The organism is Cellulomonas sp. HZM, assembly GCF_000708885.1.
Lineage (GTDB): Bacteria > Actinomycetota > Actinomycetes > Actinomycetales > Cellulomonadaceae > Cellulomonas.
Genome location: NZ_JEOE01000034.1, coordinates 1 through 22827 on the forward strand (window position 1 = coordinate 1; position 22827 = coordinate 22827).

At 71.2% G+C, this 22827-nt stretch carries 22 protein-coding genes; 3 read left to right on the forward strand and 19 right to left on the reverse strand.

Features of this window, described 5'->3' with window-relative positions; all coding sequences use genetic code 11:
* Window positions 1-76: 76 nt before the first annotated feature.
* From AW16_RS0113805 to AW16_RS0113835, 7 genes are all read right to left on the reverse strand, one after another.
* On the reverse strand, window positions 77-547 hold the full coding sequence (locus tag AW16_RS0113805) for a low molecular weight protein-tyrosine-phosphatase (protein WP_029291320.1): 471 nt from the start codon (window positions 545-547) through the stop codon (window positions 77-79).
* A gap of 425 nt (window positions 548-972) precedes the next feature.
* Window positions 973-3009, reverse strand: a complete 2037-nt coding sequence (locus tag AW16_RS0113810) for an ATP-binding protein (RefSeq protein WP_029291321.1) — start codon at window positions 3007-3009, stop codon at window positions 973-975.
* A gap of 866 nt (window positions 3010-3875) precedes the next feature.
* Window positions 3876-4640, reverse strand: coding sequence for a type I methionyl aminopeptidase (gene map / locus AW16_RS0113815; RefSeq protein ID WP_029291323.1), 765 nt, complete (start codon window positions 4638-4640; stop codon window positions 3876-3878).
* 43 nt (window positions 4641-4683) lie between these two features.
* Complete coding sequence (locus tag AW16_RS18210; protein ID WP_197021630.1) at window positions 4684-4860, reverse strand: YegP family protein; 177 nt, start codon at window positions 4858-4860, stop codon at window positions 4684-4686.
* Window positions 4861-5227: 367 nt separating this feature from the next.
* Window positions 5228-5965, reverse strand: coding sequence for an SDR family oxidoreductase (locus tag AW16_RS0113825; protein WP_029291324.1), 738 nt, complete (start codon window positions 5963-5965; stop codon window positions 5228-5230).
* A 32-nt stretch (window positions 5966-5997) separates the two neighbouring features.
* The gene (locus tag AW16_RS0113830) at window positions 5998-7377 is read right to left on the reverse strand and encodes a hypothetical protein (RefSeq protein WP_029291326.1); all 1380 of its coding nucleotides are present in this window, start codon (window positions 7375-7377) and stop codon (window positions 5998-6000) included.
* Window positions 7370-7831, reverse strand: a complete 462-nt coding sequence (locus tag AW16_RS0113835; protein WP_051681956.1) for a sigma factor — start codon at window positions 7829-7831, stop codon at window positions 7370-7372. The genes AW16_RS0113830 and AW16_RS0113835 overlap by 8 nt, the downstream gene beginning before the upstream one ends.
* A gap of 107 nt (window positions 7832-7938) precedes the next feature.
* Here AW16_RS0113835 and AW16_RS0113840 point away from each other — a divergent pair, with 107 nt between their 5' ends.
* Window positions 7939-8349 carry a VOC family protein gene (locus AW16_RS0113840; protein WP_051681957.1) on the forward strand — a complete coding sequence of 137 codons (411 nt, stop codon included), beginning with the start codon at window positions 7939-7941 and terminating at the stop codon, window positions 8347-8349.
* Window positions 8350-8365: 16 nt separating this feature from the next.
* Here AW16_RS0113840 and AW16_RS0113845 read toward each other — a convergent pair whose 3' ends face one another.
* The 4 genes from AW16_RS0113845 to aceA all read right to left on the reverse strand — a co-directional run bounded on the left by AW16_RS0113845 (window position 8366) and on the right by aceA (window position 12101).
* Window positions 8366-8746 carry a type II toxin-antitoxin system death-on-curing family toxin gene (locus AW16_RS0113845; protein ID WP_051681958.1) on the reverse strand — a complete coding sequence of 127 codons (381 nt, stop codon included), beginning with the start codon at window positions 8744-8746 and terminating at the stop codon, window positions 8366-8368.
* Window positions 8743-8928: a hypothetical protein gene (locus AW16_RS0113850; protein WP_029291333.1), complete on the reverse strand. Its 186-nt coding sequence runs from the start codon at window positions 8926-8928 to the stop codon at window positions 8743-8745. The genes AW16_RS0113845 and AW16_RS0113850 overlap by 4 nt, the downstream gene beginning before the upstream one ends.
* A 146-nt stretch (window positions 8929-9074) precedes the next feature.
* Entirely contained in the window at window positions 9075-10727 is a 1653-nt protein-coding gene (gene aceB, locus AW16_RS0113855) for a malate synthase A (protein ID WP_029291335.1), read from the reverse strand.
* A 27-nt stretch (window positions 10728-10754) separates the two neighbouring features.
* On the reverse strand, window positions 10755-12101 hold the full coding sequence (gene aceA, locus AW16_RS0113860; protein WP_029291337.1) for an isocitrate lyase: 1347 nt from the start codon (window positions 12099-12101) through the stop codon (window positions 10755-10757).
* A gap of 152 nt (window positions 12102-12253) precedes the next feature.
* Here aceA and AW16_RS0113865 point away from each other — a divergent pair, with 152 nt between their 5' ends.
* Window positions 12254-13759, forward strand: a complete 1506-nt coding sequence (locus AW16_RS0113865) for an XRE family transcriptional regulator (RefSeq protein ID WP_029291339.1) — start codon at window positions 12254-12256, stop codon at window positions 13757-13759.
* 34 nt (window positions 13760-13793) lie between these two features.
* Here the strand turns inward: AW16_RS0113865 and AW16_RS0113870 are convergent, their stop codons facing one another.
* On the reverse strand, window positions 13794-13976 hold the full coding sequence (locus AW16_RS0113870) for an antitoxin (RefSeq protein ID WP_029291341.1): 183 nt from the start codon (window positions 13974-13976) through the stop codon (window positions 13794-13796).
* A 189-nt stretch (window positions 13977-14165) separates the two neighbouring features.
* Between AW16_RS0113870 and AW16_RS0113875 the strand changes: the two genes are divergently transcribed.
* Complete coding sequence (locus tag AW16_RS0113875) at window positions 14166-14729, forward strand: hypothetical protein (RefSeq protein WP_029291343.1); 564 nt, start codon at window positions 14166-14168, stop codon at window positions 14727-14729.
* Window positions 14730-14740: 11 nt separating this feature from the next.
* Here the strand turns inward: AW16_RS0113875 and AW16_RS18500 are convergent, their stop codons facing one another.
* The 7 genes from AW16_RS18500 to AW16_RS0113910 all read right to left on the reverse strand — a co-directional run bounded on the left by AW16_RS18500 (window position 14741) and on the right by AW16_RS0113910 (window position 22743).
* Window positions 14741-14896: a hypothetical protein gene (locus AW16_RS18500; protein WP_156044189.1), complete on the reverse strand. Its 156-nt coding sequence runs from the start codon at window positions 14894-14896 to the stop codon at window positions 14741-14743.
* Between the two features lie 97 nt (window positions 14897-14993).
* A complete protein-coding gene (locus AW16_RS0113885) occupies window positions 14994-15509 on the reverse strand; it encodes a flavodoxin domain-containing protein (RefSeq protein WP_029291345.1) in 516 nt (171 codons plus the stop codon).
* An 84-nt stretch (window positions 15510-15593) separates the two neighbouring features.
* Window positions 15594-15809 (reverse strand): CDGSH iron-sulfur domain-containing protein, encoded by a 216-nt coding sequence (locus tag AW16_RS18505; protein ID WP_029291347.1) that lies wholly within the window; start codon window positions 15807-15809, stop codon window positions 15594-15596.
* Window positions 15806-16837 carry an iron-containing redox enzyme family protein gene (locus AW16_RS0113895; RefSeq protein ID WP_029291349.1) on the reverse strand — a complete coding sequence of 344 codons (1032 nt, stop codon included), beginning with the start codon at window positions 16835-16837 and terminating at the stop codon, window positions 15806-15808. The genes AW16_RS18505 and AW16_RS0113895 overlap by 4 nt, the downstream gene beginning before the upstream one ends.
* Before the next feature lie 52 nt (window positions 16838-16889).
* A complete protein-coding gene (locus AW16_RS0113900; protein ID WP_156044190.1) occupies window positions 16890-19943 on the reverse strand; it encodes a hypothetical protein in 3054 nt (1017 codons plus the stop codon).
* Between the two features lie 79 nt (window positions 19944-20022).
* On the reverse strand, window positions 20023-21855 hold the full coding sequence (locus AW16_RS0113905) for an arabinofuranosidase catalytic domain-containing protein (RefSeq protein ID WP_029291353.1): 1833 nt from the start codon (window positions 21853-21855) through the stop codon (window positions 20023-20025).
* A 168-nt stretch (window positions 21856-22023) separates the two neighbouring features.
* Complete coding sequence (locus tag AW16_RS0113910) at window positions 22024-22743, reverse strand: DUF4386 domain-containing protein (RefSeq protein WP_051681960.1); 720 nt, start codon at window positions 22741-22743, stop codon at window positions 22024-22026.
* Window positions 22744-22827 lie beyond the last annotated feature (84 nt).

Here is a 22827-nt window from a genome sequence, read left to right on the forward strand (position 1 = left end):
CCCGCACCCAAGCTCTGGGTCGCGTCCGCGAGCCGTTCCGCGCAACCAAGTGCTTGGTCGCACGCCCAGCACCGGGTCAGACGAACGAGCGGACGTGGGCCACGATCGCGTCCGCGGCCGACTCGATCTCCGCGAGGCAGGTCTCGAAACCCGAGCGGTCGCCGTACCAGGGGTCGTCGACGTCGAGCAGGTGCTCCGGGCCGTCCGTCGGCGCCGCGGGGTCGAACGAGCGGTACATGCGAACGCGGTCGTCGCCGCCGAGCCGCCGCAGCGCGCGGGCGTGGGCCGACGTCATGGCGAGCACCAGGTCGTGCGACGTGAGGTCGGACGCGACGACCTGCCGCGCCCGGTGCCCGTCGCCGGTCGGGTACCCGTGCTCCGCGAGCACGGCCCGCGCGCGGCGGTCCACCCCGTGCCCGTGCTCCTCGTCGCTCACGCCCGACGAGTCGACGAACACCTCGTCGCCCAGCCCGGCCGCCTCGAACCGCGCACGCAGCACGATCTCGGCCATCGGCGAGCGGCAGATGTTGCCGGTGCACACGGTCATTAACCTATACACCTACGGACACTCCAACTCGAGTCGCTGTCTACCTGCGCATCTCCCATGATCGCAGCGGCGAGGCGTTGGGCGTAGCCCGACAACGCGAGGGATGCGAGCAGCTTGCGGCAGCGCGTGGCTGGACCATCGTCGGTGTCTAGGAGGACAACGACATCTCCGCGTGGTCCGGGCTGCATGGACCGGGATTCGAAGCGCTGCTCGCGGCGCGCGAGGGGGATCGTGAGACGGAACGGCCGGAGCGAAACGTAGGTGTGACGGCTAAGCGATACCCCTGTCGCAGGGCTCCCGCACATTGGACCCGCGGCACGCCTAGACCGCTACGCGACTACGGGCGTGCAGAATTCTCAGTCGATCTCCGTCGCGGAAGATCGGGGACGAATAGGGAACGAATCACAGCCGCAAGGCAATCCCGGTCACAAGGTCGTTCGCGCAGAAGCCGTCTCGCCAAGCTGCGCACCGACCGGTTCTTGGGCATGCTCGGTTGAATTATCTTCGGAGTCGAGATCGCGGAGCAGAATGTCGGGCAGCATCTCGGCGTATTTCTGTCGCATTCGCTCGACACTGTGATCCCGCGACGCCTGCCAATCGAGGTTTTTCTGAACGAATTTGTGACGATGGTTCGCGTCACGCAGAATCTCAGACCACAACTTTACCCAGATTGTGTACTGCTTCGTGTGCTGGATAGCACCGATCGGCGCGGTTTGCTGGCGGCGGCGATTATCGACGTAGGAGTCGACCTCATCACCGATGATCCAGAACTCCCAATGCGTCGTCTCGGTATCGAATCGGTTGTCCTGAAGAACCGCGTCGGCGTACATCTCGATCTGGTTAAGTTCCTTGATCGTCAACTTGACTTTCGGACGCTTCAACTCGACCACCAGGTGCTCAAGCCAGTTCTGCTGGACTTCGGCTGCGCGCCAAAGCACGAGGTCAGGACGACCTTCGCGACCGTCTCGCAACAGAGCAGGGTTCTCCGGGTCCTCAGCGACGCTGACGTCCTCTCCGAGCAGGTGCAGGTGCTCGCGGAGCACCCGGCTCAGACGCTGGTCGCTGGTCGAGACGCTCCATTCCTCCCCGAACACCCACGGTTCCGCCTCGAGGAGTCGGTGCAGGTGGTCACGCTCCAAGGTCGCCTTCTTCGCTTCCTTCTCCCAGATAATGGTGTCCAGCAGAGCGAGGAAATCGAGCCGGTCTCCGATGACCCTGCTGGCACGCAACATGTTCGAGAGGCTCGTCCGGTTGAGGAGCGCGTCGAACTCTGCCAACTCCTCCTTGGAAAGTCCGATGACGTCCTGTAGCACGCGCTTGAGACTGCCGGGGTCGTTCTCCGTAGCCTCGCGGATCAGCGTTAGTGCGAGTTTCTTACCCTTCGGCTTAGACTCGTTGATTACGCGGGACGCAGCGAGAGCTACGATGTCAAAGGTCTCACGCTTGATGCTCTCTGTCTCGTTAGCAGGCTCACCCTCGAAGGGATAGACGGCTTCGTCCTGCCACTCCTTGATGACTTTTTGCTTGAGCGAATCTTCGCGCTCCTTGAAGTGGAGCTTTAGTTTCTCCTTGACTGCTTCGAGCACGGGTGCGGCATCGCCACCACCCATCTCGGCAAGCATCCAATCGTGCTTGATTTCCCGGAACTTGCTCCACTTTGTGTATGCGGTGAACTGATGATCCTTCGCGTGGATTCGCGCCGGGACCTCGGCGATGCTCATTCCTTCTTCATCGCAGAAGAAAATTGCGCGATCGACCGCGCGGTTCCATTCGATGATACTCAGCTCGACTGGCGCTTCCTGGAACTCACCCAGTGAGTAATCCGTGGTGGAGGTGATCAGTTTCTGGGGATCGATCCGCTTGTTCCAGAAGCAGATTTCCACTTTCGGGTAGCGCGTGAGGTATAGCGCGAACTGCGCGGTGAGCAGGTCCGGCACCGTCTCCCGCAAGAGCCAAGTCTGAGCCTCGGCGGTCGGGACCGTAATGCGAACGCTTGTCCCCGTCTCGTCGGTCGCGTCCAGAGGGTCGACCTCGATACCGAACCCTTGGAGATCGCTGCGAGTCCCTTCGATGCGCACCCGCTTGCGCGTGCCGTCTTCCTGGTCTGCGACCGACTCCCACACCGCCCGATTGCCGAGACCGTAGGCGGCGTACCTGCCTCGTCCCTTGTGACCATGCAGGACACGCTCGCCCTTGGTCTTCTCGGCTGTCCGCTTCCAGGAACCACCGATTCCACTGAAGCCTGCCTCTGCCTCTTCAAGGGTCATGCCAGTGCCGTCGTCCCTGACGGTGATGGCGTCGATGCCACCTGCGGCGTTCTCCTCGATGGCGACCTCGATCCTGTTCGCGTCAGCGTCGAGCGCGTTGAGGATGAGTTCGATCAGCCCGAGGCGCGCGTCTTTGATAAAAGACTCAAGCAGATCGTCCTTGGCTTCGACTCTGAGACGGCGCATGTCGGTCATTCAACCAGGGCAGCGGGTGCTGGTCAGCCACTTCGGACAGTCCGATCGAGCCAGCCTGGTGCACGCGCTCGCACAGGTTGTCCATCGCGGGCACGGGATCTTGGCTAAGCGCTCCGGGAGTCAGGGCACGGAGGTCCGTGCGCCTGGGAGTCGTCATCGCAGGTGGGCGCCCCGCTTCCCGCCTCCTGCCGGAGGACGGCGTGATCATCACCTGTTCAGTCCGCGCGAGTCGCCCGACAGTTCGGCGTGGTGATCACCCCATGCAGGTCCACGCACCGCCAGCCGAGTCCTGCGCCCGAGCGGCCTGCCACCTGAGCGCTGTGCCATACAGAATCGACGTATGCCCGAACGAACTCCCGATGCTCGTTCCCGTACACTCCGACATCGTCGGAGCAACAGTGGGAGGTCTGATCGTGCACCAGACTTCCCGTAGACGCGATACCCGGAACGAGCAACGAGCCCGACGCGTCGCGCACCTCATCTCCGCCTACCGGCGGCTCATCGCAGCATCGCAACGCACCTCGCCGGAGCGGCACGCGTCCGACTTGGCGTCCGCCATCGCGGATGTGATGCTGCTGGCCCAGCCAGCTGAGGGAGACGCGGCACGGCGATTCATCGTCTCGCTTCGCTAGCGACGGCAGCGCAACCTCCACCCCCTGATCGTCGCCCTGCGCACAAGCCTGCGTCAGGAGTTGTCACTCGCAGACCTGCCGCTCCCTCAGCCCTACAACCTCCGGGTGGCCCCGCATAGGGAAGGCTGACCGCAGTCGCCCGGTCCGACCCAAAGCCTGGCGCGCGTAGGTTCACTGATTGACGACCGTGCGCACGGTCATCACGCGGTAGGTCATCGGTCGCGTGCCGCCCGCTCAGTCCCGCGCGGTGAGGACGACCGGCCCGTCCTTCGTGATCGCCACCGTGTGCTCCGCGTGCGCCGCGATCGAGCCGTCGGCCGTGCGGATGGTCCACCCGTCGGGGTCGATCGTGTAGCCGTCGCCGCCCGCCATGAACCACGGCTCGATCGCGATGACGAGCCCGGCCTGCAGCTTCATCCCGGTGTGCGCGCGCCCGAGGTTCGCGACATGCGGGTCCTCGTGCATCGTGCGACCCACGCCGTGCCCGCCGAAGTCCCCGTTGATCCCGTAGCCGGCCGCGCGCCCGATGCGGCCGATCGCGTGCGACACGTCGCCCATCCGCTTGCCGGGTCGCGCCTGCGCGATGCCCGCCGCGAGCGCCTTCTCGGTCGTGTCGATCAGCCGCGTGGCCTCGTCGGTCTGCGTGCCGATCTGGAACGTGAGCGCCGAGTCCGCGACCCAGCCCTGCACCTGCGCGGCGAAGTCGATGCTGAGCACGTCGCCGTCCGCGAGCACGTGGTCCGAGGGCAGGCCGTGCAGCGCGGCGTCGTTCACCGACGTGCACAGCACGCCCGGGTACGGCATCGCGCCGAACGACGGGTGGTATCCCAGGTACACCGAGTGCGCGCCCGCGTCGTCGATCATGCGGTGCGCGTGCGCGTCGAGGTCCTTGAGCGTCATGCCCTCGCGCGCGACGTCTCGCAGGGAGGACAGCACGCCCGCGACGAACTTTCCGGCGGGGCGCATCGCGGTGATCTCGGCGGGGGTCTTGAGTGCCACGTCCCCCACCCTATGCACGGTCGCCTGGTGGCGGCCCCAGAGGTCAGGCCGAGGTGTCGACGATCGTCGCGGAGGCGGCCCGCTGCTGGATCGACTCGCACGCGGCGACGGCCGAGGACCTCGACTCGTACTGCTGGCTGTGCGCGAGCGTGTTGCCGTTCGACGCGACGATCCGGAAGAAGTACTTGCCGTTGTCGCTCTTGACGATCTCGAACTTCACGACGACCTCCTGGTCAGCACCGTTGCTGGACGGGACCAGACTGCCGTCCCGACCGGGTCGTCGCCACCGGTCCGCATCCGCGCCCGGGCAGGGAACAGCCCGTGGGCCGGACCCCGGTCAGGGGCCCTGCCGCGATGGACGAGATCGCGGCTCCCACGGGCTGCGGTGACTGCCGCGGATTCGCTCGTCGCTGCCGGCTGACCGGCGGGCGCCGGGCGGATCTGGCAATCCGTCCGATGTCTCGGGCGACTAGCGGGCAGTCACCTCACGCGTCCAGGAAGACTTCATGTCTCGGACCACCTCCTTCCAGTGTCCGACGACCGTACGTCCGCTCGTCGGCGCTGCCAAGAGGTTTTACGACGAGCTCCTACGACGACTGCGCGAGCCACTGCGCGTACGTGCGCCGGCCCTCGGCGTGCTGCGGGGTCAGGTGCGCGCCGGCGCGCAGCGCGCGGAACGCCTTGCCCGGGAAGGGCAGCTCGACGACGCGGCGGTCGACCCCGTGCGCCGCGTACGTCATGCGGGCGAGCTCTCCGGCGGGGATCACCTCGGGCCCGCCGAGGTCGTCGACCCGCCCGGACGGCCCGGCGTCGACGAGGTCCACGAGCCGCTGCGCGACCTCCTCGACCGCGACGGGCTGGTCGGCGACACCGCGCGGCAGCAGCGTGATCCCGCCGACCGTGAACCGGTCCAGCAGGAACGGCACGAACGAGTGGAACTGCGTCGCGCGCAGCACGCTCCACGGCACGCCGCCGTCCGCGATCAGCTCCTCGACCTGCAGCTTCGCCCGGTAGTAGGAGTAGGGCACCCGGTCGACGCCGACGATCGACACGTACACGACGTGGCCCACGCCGGCCGCCCGCGCCGCGAGGAGCAGCTGCGCGGCGGCCTGCACGTCGTGCTCGGGCTGCCGTGGCTCGCTCGCGCAGTGCACGACCGTCTCGACCCCGTCGAACGCCTCCGCCAGCCCCTCGCCCGTGACCAGGTCGCCGACGACGTCCCCGCGCGTACGGCTCAGCACCCGCGCCGGCGTCGCACGCCCGCGCAGCAGCTCGACGACGTGGGAGCCGAGCACCCCCGTCCCGCCCGTGACCAGCACCGTCATGCGGCCAGCGTAGGGGCGCCCGGCCGACGAGCTCAGCGCCAGCGGACCGTCACCTGCCGGTCGTCCGCGTTCGTCCAGCCCGAGTACCCGCCGGCCGCGACGTTCCACGTGGAACCGACGGGCACCGTCCACACGGCACCGTCGTCGCGCCACCGCACGAGCACCCGGAGATCGTCCCGGGGAGCGTCGGCCGTCCACTGCACTGTCTCGTCGGTCACAGCGATCTCGCCGAGATCACCGTCCACCACCTGGGGGTAGCGCGAGAGCGCGCCGGTCCGGACGTCGAGCAGGTACACCCGCCCCTCGACCGCGAACGCGATGCGCGAACCCGACGCGCCGGGTTCGGCGCCGAACGTGCGGTCGGCGCCGAACCTGAGGAACGGCTCGGGACCGGCGGCGCCGAGCCACGCGAGGGCGGAGGGCGTCAGGTGCTCACCCGTGCCGTCGTAGACGGACACCGCGATGCGACCGTCGACGACGAGCGGCTTCTGGGCTCCCGTCGCCTCGACCCGGACCGCCCCGCTGCCGTCCACCGGCGCGGACACCACCTCCAGCTGGCTCGGCTTCGTGACGTCCCACCGCGTCGCGACGTCCCAGTACACGCGCCCGTCGTGGAGCGCGAGCCGCATGTCCGTGCCGCCCTCGTCCCCGTCCTTCACGTGCGGGAAGACGTCCTCGAACTTCGCGACGAGGTGCACCTTGCCGGTCGAGGCATCGGCGGCGAAGATCCGCCAGCGCCCGATGCCGATGTTGAGGCTCGATGTCTCCATCCACACGACCCACCGACCTTCCGCGACCGCCGACGACCCTCCACGCGGCGTGTCGCCGGGCACGAGCGACGCGGTCGAGTCGAACGGCTCGAACCGTCGGCCGTCCCACGTCCCCATCCGCGACCACTTCACGGTCTTCTCGGTGCCGAGATCGACGGCGTTTGCCGGGACGTGGCGCGCGATCCAGCTTCCGTCGGGCAGGAGCAGGTCGGGGATCGTCGCGGCGTGCCCGACGTCGTCGTACTGCGGCGTCGTCGCGGTCGTGTCGTAGTCCAGCCCCGCCAGGGCTGCGGCCGACGTCGTCTCGGGCACCTCGGTGACGTCGATGATCTTCCCGTCGCCGTCGCGCAGGACCGGGCCCATCACGATGCGATCGGTCGTCGAAGGTGTCGGCGACGGCGCGGGCACCGAGTGCGCCGGGGGCGGGGGCTCCGACCGGTCGCTCGTCGGCCGCACCACGACCACCGCCACCACCGCGACGGCCACCGCCGCGACCACCCCGTGCACCACGTGCCGTCGCGTGCGCCGACGCGCGGACCGCGAGCGCGCGTCGTCGATCAGCGGGTCGACGTCGAACGCCCCGTCGAGCGCGCGCTCGTGCTCCTCGGTGGCCTGGCGCACCAGGTCGGACAGCTCACGCATCGCGCACCTCCGAACGAGCCGCCCGGTCGTTGACCGGGACCGTCTCCGCCGTGCTGGTGGTCCCGAGCAGCGCGTCGAGCGCGGCCAGGCCGTCGGACGTGTACCGCTTCACGGCGCCCTCGCTGAGGCCGAGCGCGTCGACGAGCTCACGTGCGAGGCCCGTCGGCTCGATCTCGACCGTCGGCACCGCGAAGGACGCCACCCGCTCCGCGAGCGCCCGCTCCCGGACCCGTCGTCGGCCCTCGTCGACGAACCGCGACGCGACGGCCCGCCGCACGTACTGCTCCGCCTGCGCCACGGACGCGAACCGCGCGCGCCCGCCGAACGTCGCGACGAGCGCGTCCTGCACCAGGTCCTGCGCGTGCGCGGCGGACCCGGTGAGCAGCGTCGCGTGCGACAGCAGTCGCGGGTAGCGCTCGCGCACCACCCGTTCGAGCATCTCGTCCCACGCCACGCGGCGTCCCCCCTCGTCGTCCGTGCGTGCCCTTCGCAGTGAGAACGAGTGTGGGGCCCGACGAGGTTTGGGTCGCGGACCGACGAGACGCGGCGCAGGCTCGAGGCATGAGCGACGAGCTGCCCGCGGGGGCCACCACGCACGTCGACGGGGTCGGCTACAGCCTGTCGGCGACCGTCCTGGAGTCACGCGACGCGAACGCGCACGCCGACTTCTACCGCCGCCTGCTGGGCTGGACGACGATCGACGAGGAGCCGGGCTGGGTGATCCTGCGTCCGCCGGGCGGCGGCTCGGGCCTCTCGTTCAGCACCGACGAGCTGTACGAGCCCCCGGTCTGGCCGGCACAGCCCGGCGCGCAGCAGATGCAGGACCACCTCGACATCCACGTGGACGACCTGTCTGCCGCGGTCGAGCGCGCCCTCGCGTGCGGCGCGACCCTCGCCGAGTACCAGCCGCAGGACGACGTCCGCGTCCTCGTCGACCCGGCGGGCCACCTCTTCTGCCACTTCGAGAGCTGACCGCCGGGCGCCTCGGTCAGGGCAGCGGCTCGCTGTGCGAGGACAGCCAGGACGAGATCTCGTCGAGACCCATGTGGACGTCGCCGCCGACGCTCCGCATGAAGGCGTCGGCCTCGTCGACCTTGGCCACGATCCGCAGCCCGTTCACCCGGTAGGTCGCCGCGACGAGCATCCAGGCGAGTCGTTTGTTCCCGTCGAGCAGCGGGTGCGAGCGGCTGACTGCGTCGAGCAGCGCGGCGCACTTCGCGTGGAGGCCGACGTACGCCTCGCGTCCCCGGACGACCTGCGCCGGCCTGCTCACGGCTGACGCGAGCAGGCCGACATCCCGGACGCGCCAGCCCTGGCGGTCGCAGAGGTCGAGAGCGATCTCGGCGGTCGGGAGGAGGGTGTCGCTCACCGCGAGAGGGCGTCGATGATGTCGGCGTCGTCACGCTCGACGTCAGCCAGCGCTGCCTCGAACCGTGCCGCGACGCCGTAGCGGTCGGCGGTCTCCCGGATAGCGAGCACCGCGGCGTCGTTGAGGGACCGGTGCGTGAGCGCAGCGAGCTCGCGCAGGCGTGCCTCGTCGTCTGCACCCATCCGTAGCGTCCGAGCCATCACGCCCCTCTCGTGGTATCAGTCCGCCACCACCTTACGCCGCGACGCCCCCGACACACCGCAGACCGGGTGGGATCTGGCTCGTCCAGCGAGTCAGATCCCACCCGGTCGGGCCGAGCAAGCGAGTGTCAGTGCTCGACCAGGAACTGCGTGTACGCGGGGACCGTCAGGAACGTCGGGAAGTCCTCCGCGAGCGCGACCTGCTCGAACAGGTCCGCCGCGTCGTCGAACCGGTCCCCGGGACCACGCGGCACGTCCGCCAGCACAGAGGCCAGCACCGACCGCACGTGGTCGGCGGTGATCCGCGTGCCCTCCTCGGTCACGACCCCCTGGAACACCCACTGCCACACCTGCGAGCGGGAGATCTCCGCGGTCGCGGCGTCCTCCATGAGGTGGTCGATCGCGGCCGCCCCCACGCCCCGCAGCCACGACTCGAGGTAGCGCACCGCGACGGAGACGTTCCCGCGCAGGCCCGCGTCGGTCACGGTCCCGCCGGCCAACGAGACGTCGAGCAGCTCCGCCTCGGTGACGCTGACCTCCGGACGCAGCCGGTACCGCTGGTCGACGCGGTCGCCGAGCGCCTCGTCGAACACCGCCCGCGCGACGGGCACGAGATCCGGGTGCGCGACCCACGTGCCGTCGAACCCCTGCCCGGCCTCGCGCTGCTTGTCCGCACGCACCTGCTCGAGCGCCTTGTCGGTCACCGACGGGTCGCGCCGGTCGGGGATGAACGCGCTCATCCCGCCGATCGCCTGCGCGCCGCGGCGGTGGCAGGTCGCGACGAGCAGCTCGGTGTACGCCTTCATGAACGGCACCGTCATCGTGACCTGCGAGCGGTCCGGCAGCACGAACCGGGGGCCGCGAGCGCGGAAGTTCTTGATGACGCTGAAGATGTAGTCCCAGCGGCCGGCGTTGAGCCCCGCGCAGTGGTCACGCAGCTCGTAGAGGATCTCCTCCATCTCGAAGGCGGCGGTGATCGTCTCGATGAGGACCGTCGCGCGGATGGTGCCGTACCGCAGGTCGAGGTACGCCTCCGTGAAGCGGAACACCTCGTCCCACAGCCGCGCCTCGAGGTAGCCCTCCAGCTTGGGCAGGTAGAGGTACGGCCCACGGTCCGAGTCGATGAGCGCCTGCGCGTTGTGGAACAGGTACAGGCCCGCGTCGACGAGGCTCGCGGAGGCAGCTCCCCGCTGCCCGGCCCGGTCGACGAAGTCGAGGTGCTTCTCCGTGAGGTGCCACCCGCGGGGGCGGAAGACGATGGTCGGCGTCTGCTCGCCCACGACGTACTCGCGGCCCTCCGGGGTGGTGAAGTCCACCTGCCCGCGGATCGCGTCGAACAGGTTGAGCTGTCCGCCGACGACGTTCCCCCAGGTCGGGCTCATCGCGTCCTCGTGGTCCGCGAGCCACACCTTCGCACCCGAGTTCAGCGCGTTGACGGTCATCTTCCGGTCCGTTGGCCCGGTGATCTCGACGCGACGGTCCTCGAGCCCCGGTCCCGGCCCGGCGACGCGCCACGACGAGTCCGCGCGGACACCGGCCGTGAGCGGCTGGAACCGCGGGTCGGCGCCGTTGGAGATGCGGTCGCGCCGGTGCTGGCGGCCCAGCAGCAGGTCGTGCCGGCGGCCGGCGAAGCGCGCGTGCAGGTCGGTGAGGAAGTCGAGGGCCTCGGGCGTGAGGATCTCCTCGGAGCCGCGCACGTCGGGGCCGACGACCTCCAGGCGCGGGCGGGCGAACGGGTCGGTCAGCTTGTTCCGGCTCGGGGCCGGGGTGATCACGGTCATGGCGGGCTCCTGTCGGTGCAGGTCGGATCAGTGCGTGAACTGGGCGGTCTCGGTGGACCCTGCGAGCGCGAGGGTGGCGCTCTCGGGGGAGATCGCGGTGGCGACCCGGTCGAAGTAGCCGGTGCCGACCTCGCGCTGGTGGCGCGTGGCCGTGTACCCGGCGGTCTCGGCGGAGATCTCCGCCTCCTGCAGCTCGACGTACGCGCTCATCCCGCGCTCCGCGTAGCCGCTGGCCAGCGAGAACATCGAGTGGTTGAGCGCGTGGAACCCGGCGAGCGTGATGAACTGGAACGCGTACCCGTGGCCCGCGAGCTCGCGCTGGAAGCGCGCGATCTCGTCGTCGGACAGGTGCTGGCGCCAGTTGAACGAGGGCGAGCAGTTGTAGGCGAGGAGCTTGCCGGGGTGCTCGTCGTGGATGCGCTCGGCGAACTCGATCGCGAGCGAGATGTCGGGCGTCGACGTCTCGACCCAGATGAGGTCGGAGTGCGGTGCGTACGCCGAGGCGCGGGCGACGACCGCGTCGAGCCCGGGCCGCACCCGGAAGTAGCCCTCGCCCGTGCGCTCGCCCGTGAGGAACGGCTCGTCACGCGGGTCGACGTCGGACGTCAGCAGGTCGGCGCCCAAGGCGTCGGTGCGGGCGACGACGATCGTCGGGACCCCCGCGACGTCCGCCGCGAGGCGCGCCGCGGACAGCGTGCGCACGTGCTGCGACGTCGGGACCAGCACCTTGCCACCCAGGTGGCCGCACTTCTTCTCCGCGGCGAGCTGGTCCTCCCAGTGCACGCCCGCGGCGCCGGCCGCGATCATCGCGTGCATCAGCTCGTACGCGTTGAGCGGGCCGCCGAAGCCGGCCTCGGCGTCCGCGACGATCGGCGCGAGCCACTCGCGCGTGGGGCGGCCGTTCTCGGCGACGTCGATCTGGTCCGCGCGCAGCAGCGCGTTGTTGATGCGGCGGACGACGGCCGGCACGGAGTTGGCCGGATACAGCGACTGGTCGGGGTATGTCTGGCCCGAGAGGTTGGCGTCGGCGGCGACCTGCCAACCCGAGAGGTAGATCGCCTCGAGGCCGGCCTTGACCTGCTGCACCGCCTGGTTGCCGGTGAGCGCGCCCAGGGCGGGGACGTGCGTGCGGGTGTGCAGCAGCTCCCACAGGCGCTCGGCCCCCCTGCGGGCGAGCGTCGGCTCCTCGCGGACGGAACCACGCAGCGAGACGACGTCCTGCGCGGTGTGGCTGCGGCGGATGCCGGCCCAGCGCGGGTCGAGGTCCCAGCTTGCCGCGAGCTCCTCGGCGGTCTGGGTCTGGTCGCCCGTGCGGGGGCCCTCGTGCGTCGTCGTGCGACCCGGCTGCGGTGCCCGGTCGATCTGCGTGGTCATGATGCCCTCCGTGGGATCCGGTCGTTCTTCTCGGCGTTCTCGCCTGATCACCACGTTCGCGCAGCCGGACCCGTTCTTCCCCCGTCGGATGCGAAGAAGATCGGGAATCCTTCTCCTGGACGGAAGCGGGGCGCCCGTGTGACGGTGGACACATGACGACGACGACATCGCGGTCGACGGCGCACGACACGTCGACGACCGGCCACGCGACCACCTCCGGCGCCATCGACACGCTCGTCCTGGGCCGCCGCATCCGGCACCTGCGCACCGCGCGCAGCATGACGCTCGACGACCTGGGCGCCGCGATCGGTCGCGCACCCAGCCAGGTGTCGATGCTGGAGAACGGCCACCGCGAGCCCAAGCTGTCGCTGCTCGTCCTCGTCGCCGACGCGCTGGGTGTCCCGCTCACCGACCTGCTGAGCACGGAGCCGCCCAGCCGGCGCGCCGCGATGGAGATCGAGCTCGAGCGGGCACAGCGCGGGCCGCTGTTCGCCAACCTCGGCATCTCGCCCGTCAAGGTGGGCCGCTCGCTCCCCGCGGACGCGCTCGAGGCGCTCGTCGGCCTGCAGAACGAGGTGCAGCGCCTGCTCACCGAGAACGCGGCGACGCCCGAGGAGGCCCGCCGCGCGAACGCCGAGCTGCGTGCCCGGATGCGCGCGCAGGACAACTACTTCCCCGAGCTCGAGGACCACGCGCGCGACCTGCTGCGCGCGATCGACCACCAGGGCGGCCCGCTGTCGCAGCGCGCGACCGCCGACATCGCGGCCCACCTCGGCTTCGCGCTGCACCACGTCACCGACCTGCCGCACTCCACGCGCACGGTGACCGACCTGGCCAACGGCCGCATCTACCTCCCGCAGGGCAACCCGGGGTTCAGCGACAGCCGCTCACCGCTCCTGCAGGCGCTGGCCAGCCACGTGCTCGGGCACGCGGAGCCGACGAGCTACGGCGACTTCCTGCGCCAGCGCGTCGAGGCCAACTACCTCGCCGCGGCGCTCATGCTCCCCGAGGACGGCGCGGCCCCGTTCCTGCAGGCCGCCAAGAACGAGCGCCGACTGAGCGTCGAGGACCTGCGCGACGCGTTCGCCGTCCCCTACGAGACCGCGGCACACCGCTTCACCAACCTCGCGACGAGACACCTCGGCATCCCCGTGCACTTCATGAAGGTCCACGAGGGCGGCACGCTGCACAAGGCGTACGAGAACGACGGCGTGGTGTTCCCCAGCGACCCGCTCGGCGCGATCGAGGGCCAGCCCGTGTGCCGGCAGTGGACCGCGCGCGTGGTGTTCACGCTGCCCGACCGGTTCACGCCGTACTACCAGTACACGGACACCTCGTCGGGCACGTACTGGTGCACCTCACGCGTCCAGCCGTCGTCGCAGGGCGCGTTCTCGGTGTCGGTCGGTGTGCCGTTCGCGCACGTGCGCTGGTTCCAGGGGCGCGAGACCACCGAGCGGTCGCGCTCGCGCTGCCCCGACCCGTCGTGCTGCCGCCAGCCGCCCTCGGAGCTGGCCGAGCGGTGGAACGGGCAGGCGTGGCCGTCGGCGCGGCCGCACGCGTCGATGCTCGCGGCGCTGCCCGTGGGCGCCTACCCGGGCGTCGACACCACCGAGGTGTACCGGTTCCTGGACCGGCATGCGCCGGGGGCCGGCGCCTGACCCGCCGTCCGGCACCGGCCCCCGGGCGTCGGTATCAGGCCTCGCCCTTGTCGATGTAGTCCTTCGCCTTGTCGACGACCTCGTCGACCTTGCGATCCGTGTCGTCGCCCGTGTGCGACTTCACGGCGTCACCGGCCTTGTCCAGCGCGTCCTTCGCCTGGTCCTCGTGCCCGTGCAGCGCGTCCTTCGCCTTGTTCACCAGATCGTCGAGCCCCATGCCGATCTCCTCCGTCGGCCGGACCGGTGCCGGCCGTCCTGTCGAGTCTGCTCCGCCCGTGCAGCGCCCGCCACAGGTCGCTCACGCTGCAGATCACGCGGTGGATCACGCGGTGGATCACGCGGCAGATCACGCGCACGCGGCGTGCCTCGCGGCGTCGTGTCAGTGGTCGGGCGCACTCTTGGTCGCATGATCGCGATCTCCTGCTCGTGCGGATCCACCTCGACGACGCGCTCCAACCCCCTGCGTGGCCTCACGTTGGGCGAGCGCTGCGACCGCATCCGCGGTGCGCACTCGGTGCACGGCGGCTTCCTGGCGCTCGAGGTCGACGCGTCGTGGCACCCGTCGGCCGACGAGCCGTCGCCGTCCTGCGTCGTCCTGGCGGACCTGGACGCGCTGGACGCGTCCGTCGGGCTGGCAGACGACGAGGCGCGCGTGGTCCGCAACATGCTCGAGGTCGCGCACGTCGGCGGGCGCCTGCTGCCGCGTCCCGTCGACGCGGGGGGCGCCGTGGTCACGGTCACGCCGGCCGACGACTTCCTCGGCACCGTCATCTACGCCGTGCAGCACGGGCCGCGCACGCTGCTCGAGGTCGAGGAACCGTTCGAGAACGGTGTGGCGCAGGAGCTGGCGGATCTGTTCGCGCGGCACGGGGCCGCTGCCGTGGTGCAGGCCGACGGGCTCGCGGGGCGGATCGGGCTGCGTGCCGCGGTCGCGGGGATCACGCGGGCGCGGACCGCGTCGGTCGCCTGAGCCCGGGTCCGTCAGTCCTGCGCGGGGCGCTGCGTCGGCACCTCGCCGAGGAGCTGGAGCGGCGTGCGCTCGACGACGATCGTGGCGGTCTCGCCCAGGAACGGGTTGGGCGCGGTCAGCTCGTGCTCGGTGAGCGCGCCGGTCTCGGTGGTGGACGACGAAGCCATCGTCGGCCTCCTTCCGCGGTGTGGATCCCGGTCCGCGGCTGCGGGCCGGCGACGACGATAACAACCGGTACCCCCGGTACCGGAAATCGACGCGGGATCACACCGAGCCGGCGGTGGCGAACAGCGCGAGGCTGTGGCCCCACGAGCGCGCCCGCTCGAGCTCGTCCGGGAGCAGACCGCTCGTGCGGCCACCGACGAAGAACGACTCGGGCGGTACGACGAGGCGCCCGCCCGCCCGCGTCAGCCGCTTGCTGATCGCGCTGGCTGCGGAACCCGCGAACCTGCTGCTCACCGACGTGTCGAACACCGCGACGTGCTGGCCCTCGACTCGGCCGACCAGCTCGTCGAGCCACTCCCGCACGCCCTCTCCGGGTGAGACGGTCGTCGCGTCCTCGCGCGCCATCTCACGCGTCCGAGCCGACGGCAGCCCGCGCTGGTGGGTGGGCGCGCCGACGACAAGCAGCGCCGGACGATCGTGGAACCGGGGAGCGGCGGCCAGCCCCACCTCGCACACGGTCGTCGCGACGCGCACGTCCGCCAGCCCCGACGCGACCGCCTCGGCGATCGCTGCGGTGCTGCCGTACATGGACTCGAACACGAGGAGGGCCGCCACCCACCCACGGTCCCGTCCGCCGTTCCGGCAGGCGCGGGTCCTAGGTCCCGCGATGCGCGACGTCGGAGAGACGGTCCGGCCACCTCACGGCGTCCGGAACCCGATCGCCCGGTGCGTCCCGTCGCAGAACGGCTTGATGGCCGAGGCACCGCAGCGGCACAGCGCGAGAGTCGCGCGCCGGCGGGGCAGCGGCTCCCCGCGGTCGTCGACCAGCTCGACGTCTCCGCGCACGAGCAGGGGACCGTCCGGGCAGGCCGTCACGGACGGCGGGACGTTCCGGGGGCGGGGGGCGTCGCTCACGCCGCTCCCGCATCCGGGACCACGGGCGTCCGCAGCGAAGACCTGCCTCGTCCCCAGGCGTCGAGCAGGTGCGCCCCGACGAGGTCGTCGAGGTACAGGCACGCGGCCGCGCCGAAGAGGATGTCGTCGACCAGCTCCGGCTCCTGCTCCGCGAGCCCCCCCGCCAGGTCGCGCCCGGCGATCTGCTCGTGCACCGCGTCGGCCTCGACGTGCTCGTCGAAGTACCACGTGGTGTCCTGGTCCGCGCCGTGGCGCCGGAAGCCGTCGCCGTACATGCGGTTGGGGATCGACGAGGTCATCTCGAACGCTGCGAGGTGCCCGGCGATCGCTCCCCGGAGCCTGCGGTGCAGCCCGAACAGCGACATGGCGTTGAGGCTCGCGAGCGTCACTGCGGGAACCGCCTCGACGTACCGCCCGTACGTGTCGTCGAGGCCCATGCCGCGCATGGTCCGTGCGAACAGAGCGCTGTGCATGCGCTCGGCGGAGCCGCCGCCGTACTCGTCGGCCTGGATCTCGACCAGCGCCGCCTTGGCCGCACCGGCCAGGCGCGGGATCGCCCAGGTGTGCGGGTCCGCCTCCTTGAGCTGATAGACCGACCGCTGCACCAGCAGCTCGACGAGCTGGGTGCGATCCGCACGGCGCGCGACGTAACGCGCCACGCTCGGGCCGGGGGTGGGGGCGGTCATGGCGAACAGGGTGTCCGCGACCGCCCGACGCTCGGCCGGCACGGGTCCGGGCACGGTGACGCGCTGACGCAGCGTGGTCTCGAAGGCCTGCTCGAGCAGCCCGCGGGCGGCCAGGAGGCCGGGCTCCCACTCCCACCCGTCGTCGACGTCGTCGAACCCTCGGTAGTGCAGCTCGTAGAGCACGAACAGCGACAGCTGCACGTCCTCGTCGGTCAGCACGTCGTCGGTGGCGGCGAGGGCCGCCTCCACGGTGTCGTCCAGCGTCCCGGTCCGCCCGGGCGACCCTGTCAGGGCGGACACGAGCGTGTCGCCGAGCCGTCCTCGTGCCGTCGGCAGCCTCATCGCGCTCTCCTCGCTCTCGCGCGCCGGGCCGCATCGCCTCAGGACCGCCCCGTCAGGCTCGCACGGGCGGTGGCGTGCTGCACCTCGTCGGCACCAGCGCCAGGACGGCGCCGACGACGCCCAGCACCGCACCCGCCACCGCCACGTCGACGGCCAGCGACTCCGGGATGCCCAGGTACGTGCAGAACCCGAGGATGCGGTGCAGCCCCCACGGCAGCAGCGCGAGCTGGTCGTTCCACAGCGTCAGCACGTCCTCGAGCCCGATCGCCGCGACCACGCCACCCCCGACGAGCAGCACCACGCCGACCGCGAGCGCGACCACGCCCCACGCGCGCCGCCGGCCCAGCCCGTACCCGGAGCGCAGCACGGCGGCGGTCGCGACGAACAGCCAGCAGAACGCCGCGAACGCGATGCTCACGTAGAGCGCGCGCTGCCCCGGGATCGTCCAGAACCCGAACCAGTACCGCCCGGGCCCGCGCCACGACAGCACCGCGAGCAGCAGCACCGTGCGGAGCAGTGCCACACCGCCGATCGTCGCGAGCAACGCGAACCGCGACCGACGCCCGAGCACGGCGCACGCCACGAGCGCGAACAGCAGCCACGCCCCGAGCGTCAGCGCGAGGTGGACGGGGGCCGCGAACCACGTGTACGCCGACCGCGACGCGACGAGCACCACCGCGGGCACCGCCCACACCAGCACCCGGTCCACCACTCCGCTCGGCAGGTCGTCGGGCCGCAGCCGCCACGGCCTCGTCGCCCCGTTCCACAGCGCCCGCAGCGCCGCGTGCCCGGGGAACCGGGTCGCGCCGCGCGACCAGGCACCGAGGCCGAGCGCGACCGCGACGAGCACGAGGAGCAGGCGGGACACCCACGCCATCGCAGGGTCGCGGTCGGCGCGGAGCGTGCCCAGGTCGGCGGCGGTGAAGTTGTACGCGGGGAGCTGCAGGTCGTCCCCGTAGCGGGCGACGTGCGCGGCGCGGGCGGTCGCGAACCGGTCCTCGGCGGAGCGCCAGGCCGTGCGCGCGGCGCCCGAGCCGGTGTCGAGCCACTGCGCATGCCGCAGCACGGTCTCGCGGTAGGCGTCGAGGGTCGCGAGCAGGTCCGCCTCGTAGTCGAGCGCCGCGAGGAACGACGTGCGCTGGGCGGGGTCGCGCCACGACGACGCCGGCGTGCCCGCGACGAGCGAGCGCATACGAGCAGCCGTCGCGGCAGCCGCGTGCCCCTGCGCGATCGCCTCGTCCACGTGCCCCTTCGTCAGGGCGTAGATCGTGTCGAACGTCGCGCTGTCGCCGGAGACGATGTCCCACTCGAACAGCCACATCATGGGCGGCGGCTCGAGCCCGAGCGCCTTGACCGACTGGTTCGCGTACGGCCCGATGTACAGCCCGTCGGTGATCGCCGACCGGGACAGCGCGTACGCCTGCGAGATCGCGGCCACGGTCTCCGGGTCCGCCGAGAACGTCTGCCGCACCCAGTCCGCACGCGCTGCCGCGACGTCGACGTCCGGGTCGCTCGCGATCCGCGCCGCGAGGTAGGCGTTGGCGTCCCACAGCTGCCAGAACCCGTCGCGCAGGTAGAGCGCGCGCGGCCCCGCGTACAGCGGCCCGCCGGTCTGCGCCCAGTCCCACACGCCCTCGACGTGCGGGTTCGCGGCGAGCACCTCGCGCAGCGCACGCTGGGTCAGGTCGCCCGTGTCGTCGGGCAGCGACCCCTGGCCCTCGAACTCGCGGCGGGCCTGCAGCTCGACGATGCGCCGCTGGTCGCCGACCGCCAGGGTCGGGTTGATCGGCAGGTGGCTGTAGAAGTCGCCGGCGGAGTACTTGGTGGAGACGACGAGGTGCGGGTCGTGGATGTCGCCGAGCACGCGCTCGTACGCGTCGGGGTTGGTGTGCAGGTCGCCCACGTCGCCGAAACCGACCGTCCACGTGCGGAACACGACGTCCTTGCCCGCGTCGCCCGCGGTCGCGAGCAGCGCGTGCAGCATCGCCTGCACCGCCGCCGGCGTGGTGACGGCGATCTTCGACGAGTAGTCCCACCCGGGCAGCTGGTAGGCGGAGCCGCCCTCACCGATGCGCACCATGAGGCCGTCGACGAACGGCATGGACGCGAACAGCTCGCGCAGGCCGTCCTGGTACACCGACCACAGCTGGGGAGACGTCGCGTCGAGGCTGCCGACCGTGCGCTCGAGGTAGCTCTCGAGCGGGGGGTCGACCGCGAGCATGTCGGTCATCAGGTAGACCTTCATGCCCATGTCGTGCGCGTATTGCCACACGGGCGCGAACGCGCGGACCATCGCCTGCGCGCGCGCCACGTGCGGGTCGCCCGCCGGGTATACGCCCAGGTCGGCGAACGTCACGTACTCGAGGAACCCCTGGACGACGACGCCGTTGTACCCCTGCTCGGACGCGTGGTCGACGAGCTGGTGGAACTGCGCGGAGATCGTGCGCACGGCCGCGTCGTCGACCCACGGCGCGGTCGGCAGCAGCGCGGAGCCGACGACGTCGGAGTTGAGGGAGTAGTCGTCGCCCGACGAGAAGCGCGCCGGGTCGTCGTCGAGCCCGACGGCCCCGACGTCCGTGAGCCGCAGGCCCAGCCGGGGCGCCTGCGTCACGCCCTGCTCGTCGGCCGGGACGACGACCGCGGCCGAGCGCACCCGGTCCGCGACCGTGTACAGCCCGGCCCGCGCGCCGGCGGCGGTCCCGGCGACGACGTGCACGCCGGAGCCGCTCGTGAGCCGGAACTGCTCGCCGGTCAGGCCGCTCGTCGGGTCCACGGTCGCGACGACGTCGCAGCACGGCCCACGCGTGTAGTCGGCCGCCAGCACCTGCGGCGTCCCCAGCCCGCGCGACGAGTACGCCGCAGCCACCGAGCGCGCCGCGAGCTGCAGCGACGGCTCGTCGGGAGCGACGACCCCGCGGACGGCCGGTGCCGGCTCGTCGGCCCGTGCCGCCGCCGCGGACGGCTGCTCGTCCGGGACGTCCGCCGCGGTGTGACTGAGGCCGAGCGTCCCGCCGATCCCGACCGCGACGGCTGCGCCGAGCGCGAGCAGCAGCACCAGGACGAGCGCGAGCGCGAACGGCCGGGGGGCGGCATCGCGACGGGTCACGGCGCGCAGCATGCCACGGCGGGGGCACGACGACGCCGGACCCGCCCCGATGCGTCGGCGGGTCCGGCGTCGTGCCTGCTCAGGTCAGCGCGAACTTCTGCGCCGCGCTCCCGTTGCAGTCCCAGATCTGCAGCCGCGTGCCGTTGGTGGTCACACCGCTCGGTGCGTCGAGGCACCGCCCGGACTGCGGGTTGAGCAGCGAGCCGTCGGCCTGCTGGACCCACTTCTGACCGCCCACGCCGTTGCAGTCCCACAGCTCGACCTTCGTGCCGTTGGCCGTGCCGTTGCCGTTGATGTCGAGGCAGCGACCCAGCGTCCGCAGCGACGTGTCCGACGCGTGGAACCAGTGCTGGTCGGCGGCGTACGACTGGCATCCCCACAGCTGGACCGCGGACAGGTTGCCGCCCGTGTCGTCGGCCGCGACGTCCACGCACTGCCCGCCCGGGCCGTTCACGGTGCCACCGCCGTTGACCGCGAACTTCTGCGCCGCGGCACCGTTGCAGTCCCAGATCTGCACGAGCGTGCCGTTGGCGGTCGCACCGTTCGGCGAGTCCAGGCACCGGCCCGACTGCGGGTTGTAGAGCGACCCGTCGGCGCGCTGCACCCACTTCTGGCCGCCCGCCCCGTTGCAGTCCCAGATCTCGAGCCTGGTGCCGGCCGCCGTGCCGTTCCCGTCGATGTCGAGGCAGCGACCCAGCGTGCGCAGCGTGCCGTCGGCGTAGTGCGTCCAGTGCTGGTCCACCGCGTACGTCTGGCAGGACCAGAGCTGCACCTCACGGCCGTTGACCCCGGTGTCGTCGGCTGCGACGTCGAGGCATGCGCCGCCCGGGCCGGTGATCGTGCCCTGCGGCGCGTTCGGCAGGTCGGTGCGCCCCGAGTAGCCCACCGAGACGATGTTCGCCTGGACCGCGTCGTCGGCCGCGTCCGTCGGATAGCCGGAGGTCATGACGCCCTCGAAGAAGGTGCCCATGTTGCGGTTGGAGTTGTCACCGCCGGTACCCAGGATGATCGAGCCCTCCTGCTGCATCGGCATGTACCCGCCGCGGTTGGGCAAGGCCCCTGACCACCACGTCGACAACCCTCCCGATTGGGAGTTGCCGCCCTTCAACGCGTAGGTGGTCTGCCCGTTGTTCTTGAGCAACGCCGTGACGAAGGCCGACGAGTTGCCCTTGTTGGCCGTGTTGGAGCCGTTGGCACCCTGGAACATGCCGTTCTCCAGGTCCGCCTCGACCCACGGCCCCGACCCGCTGCACGGGGCGAAGTAGCAGGTCGTCGCGATGCTCACGGCGTCCATGTGCCCGTTGCCGGTGTCGGCGACCTGCGCCTCGGCGTTGCCGTAGTCGAAGCAGCAGTCGGAGCCCACGTGGGTGCCGCTCGCGACCATGTACATGCCCTCGGGCTGCCCGTTGCGCGCGACCCCCGAGCCCACGTAGTGCCGGTACCCGTGCTGCGGGGAGATCCACAGCCCGTAGACCTTGTGCCCGCCGGCCGTCACGGAGATGACGCTCGCGTCGGCCGGGTAGTCGGCCGGCCCCGCGGTGCCCGCCGGGGAGACGGTCAGGTCGTTGTGGCGGGTGGTCTGGTCGTAGATCTCGGTGATGGAGCAGGTGGTGCCGTTGCAGAACGCGTCCTGGTCGCCGGCGTTGGCGTACCCGCCCGTGGCGAGGGTGCCGACGTCGTGGGTCGCGTGGTCGGAAGCTCGCGTGAGCTGGTAGAGCCGACCTCCGTAGCCGGCGAACAGTGCGCGGGTGGTGCTGTGCGCGGCGACGCAGGGCGTTCCCGCCGCTGCGTAGATGTCGCAGGGAAGCTGGGTCGCCGCGTTCGCAGGCCCGGCGGGCCCGACGAGTGCGGCGAGGACGACGGCCAGGACGGCCAGGAGCGGGACGAGCGCGTGACGACGATGTCTGCGCATGAGGGATTCCTGTCGGATAGGAGCCGGACGGTGCACGCCGCCGGTCCCCGTCGGCCGGCGGTGTCGAGGTGTCGACGTCTCGTTGCGGAACGTAGACCCGTTCGGACGAAACCGTCAACAACCGGACAAATAGCGATCACCCGTCGGGGGTGTTCCGATCAACTTCGCTCACACGGCGACGAGTTCGCGGCGCTCGTCGTGCACTCGCTGGAACCGCTCGCGCTCCGGCGCGCGGAACCCCTTGAACGCCATCCACAACCCGAGCGAGAGCTCCCAGCAGAACAGCGGCACCACCGCGATCGCCGACCACGCCGACGTCTGCGAGTTGACCCCGAAGACGGAGGCCAGCACCGCGGCGAGGTGCAGCGGGGCGCCGACGAGCCCCAGCACAGGGATGATCCGCGGCACCAGCCCCGACCGGTACATGAGTGACCCGAGGATCAGCGCGTTGACGCCCGCGACGAGCCCCGGACCCAGCAGGAACGTCCAGTCACGCACGGCGACGAGCCCCGCGGCGACGGTCACCATCGAGGCGTCGTCGGCCCCGGCCGGCGGCTCCTGCCGTAGCGTGACGACGGCCAGCAGGCTGATGACACCCATCGCGATGATCGCCGCCTCCATGAGCCGCGAGGTGACGAACCCAAGCGCGAGCGACGCGTTCTGCCGGCGCAGCACCGGGTACAGCGCGACGGCCGTGCCGATGCACGCGGCCGCGTTGACGAGGTCGAGCACCGCACCCCACGTGACCTGGCTGTCCGCGCCGGCCCCGACGACGTAGCGGGCGTCGTCGAGCACGGGGCCCAGCAGCGCGAGCGCGGGGATCGACGCGACGAACGTGACGAGGTAGAGCGCGCCGGCGACGGCAGCTGCTCGTCGGGTGGTGTCCATCGTTCACTCCTCGGGTCCCGAGGTGTACTGCGTACACCTGTCGTCCAGAACGCTAGGTGTACGGTGTACTCCGCGTCAACGGCG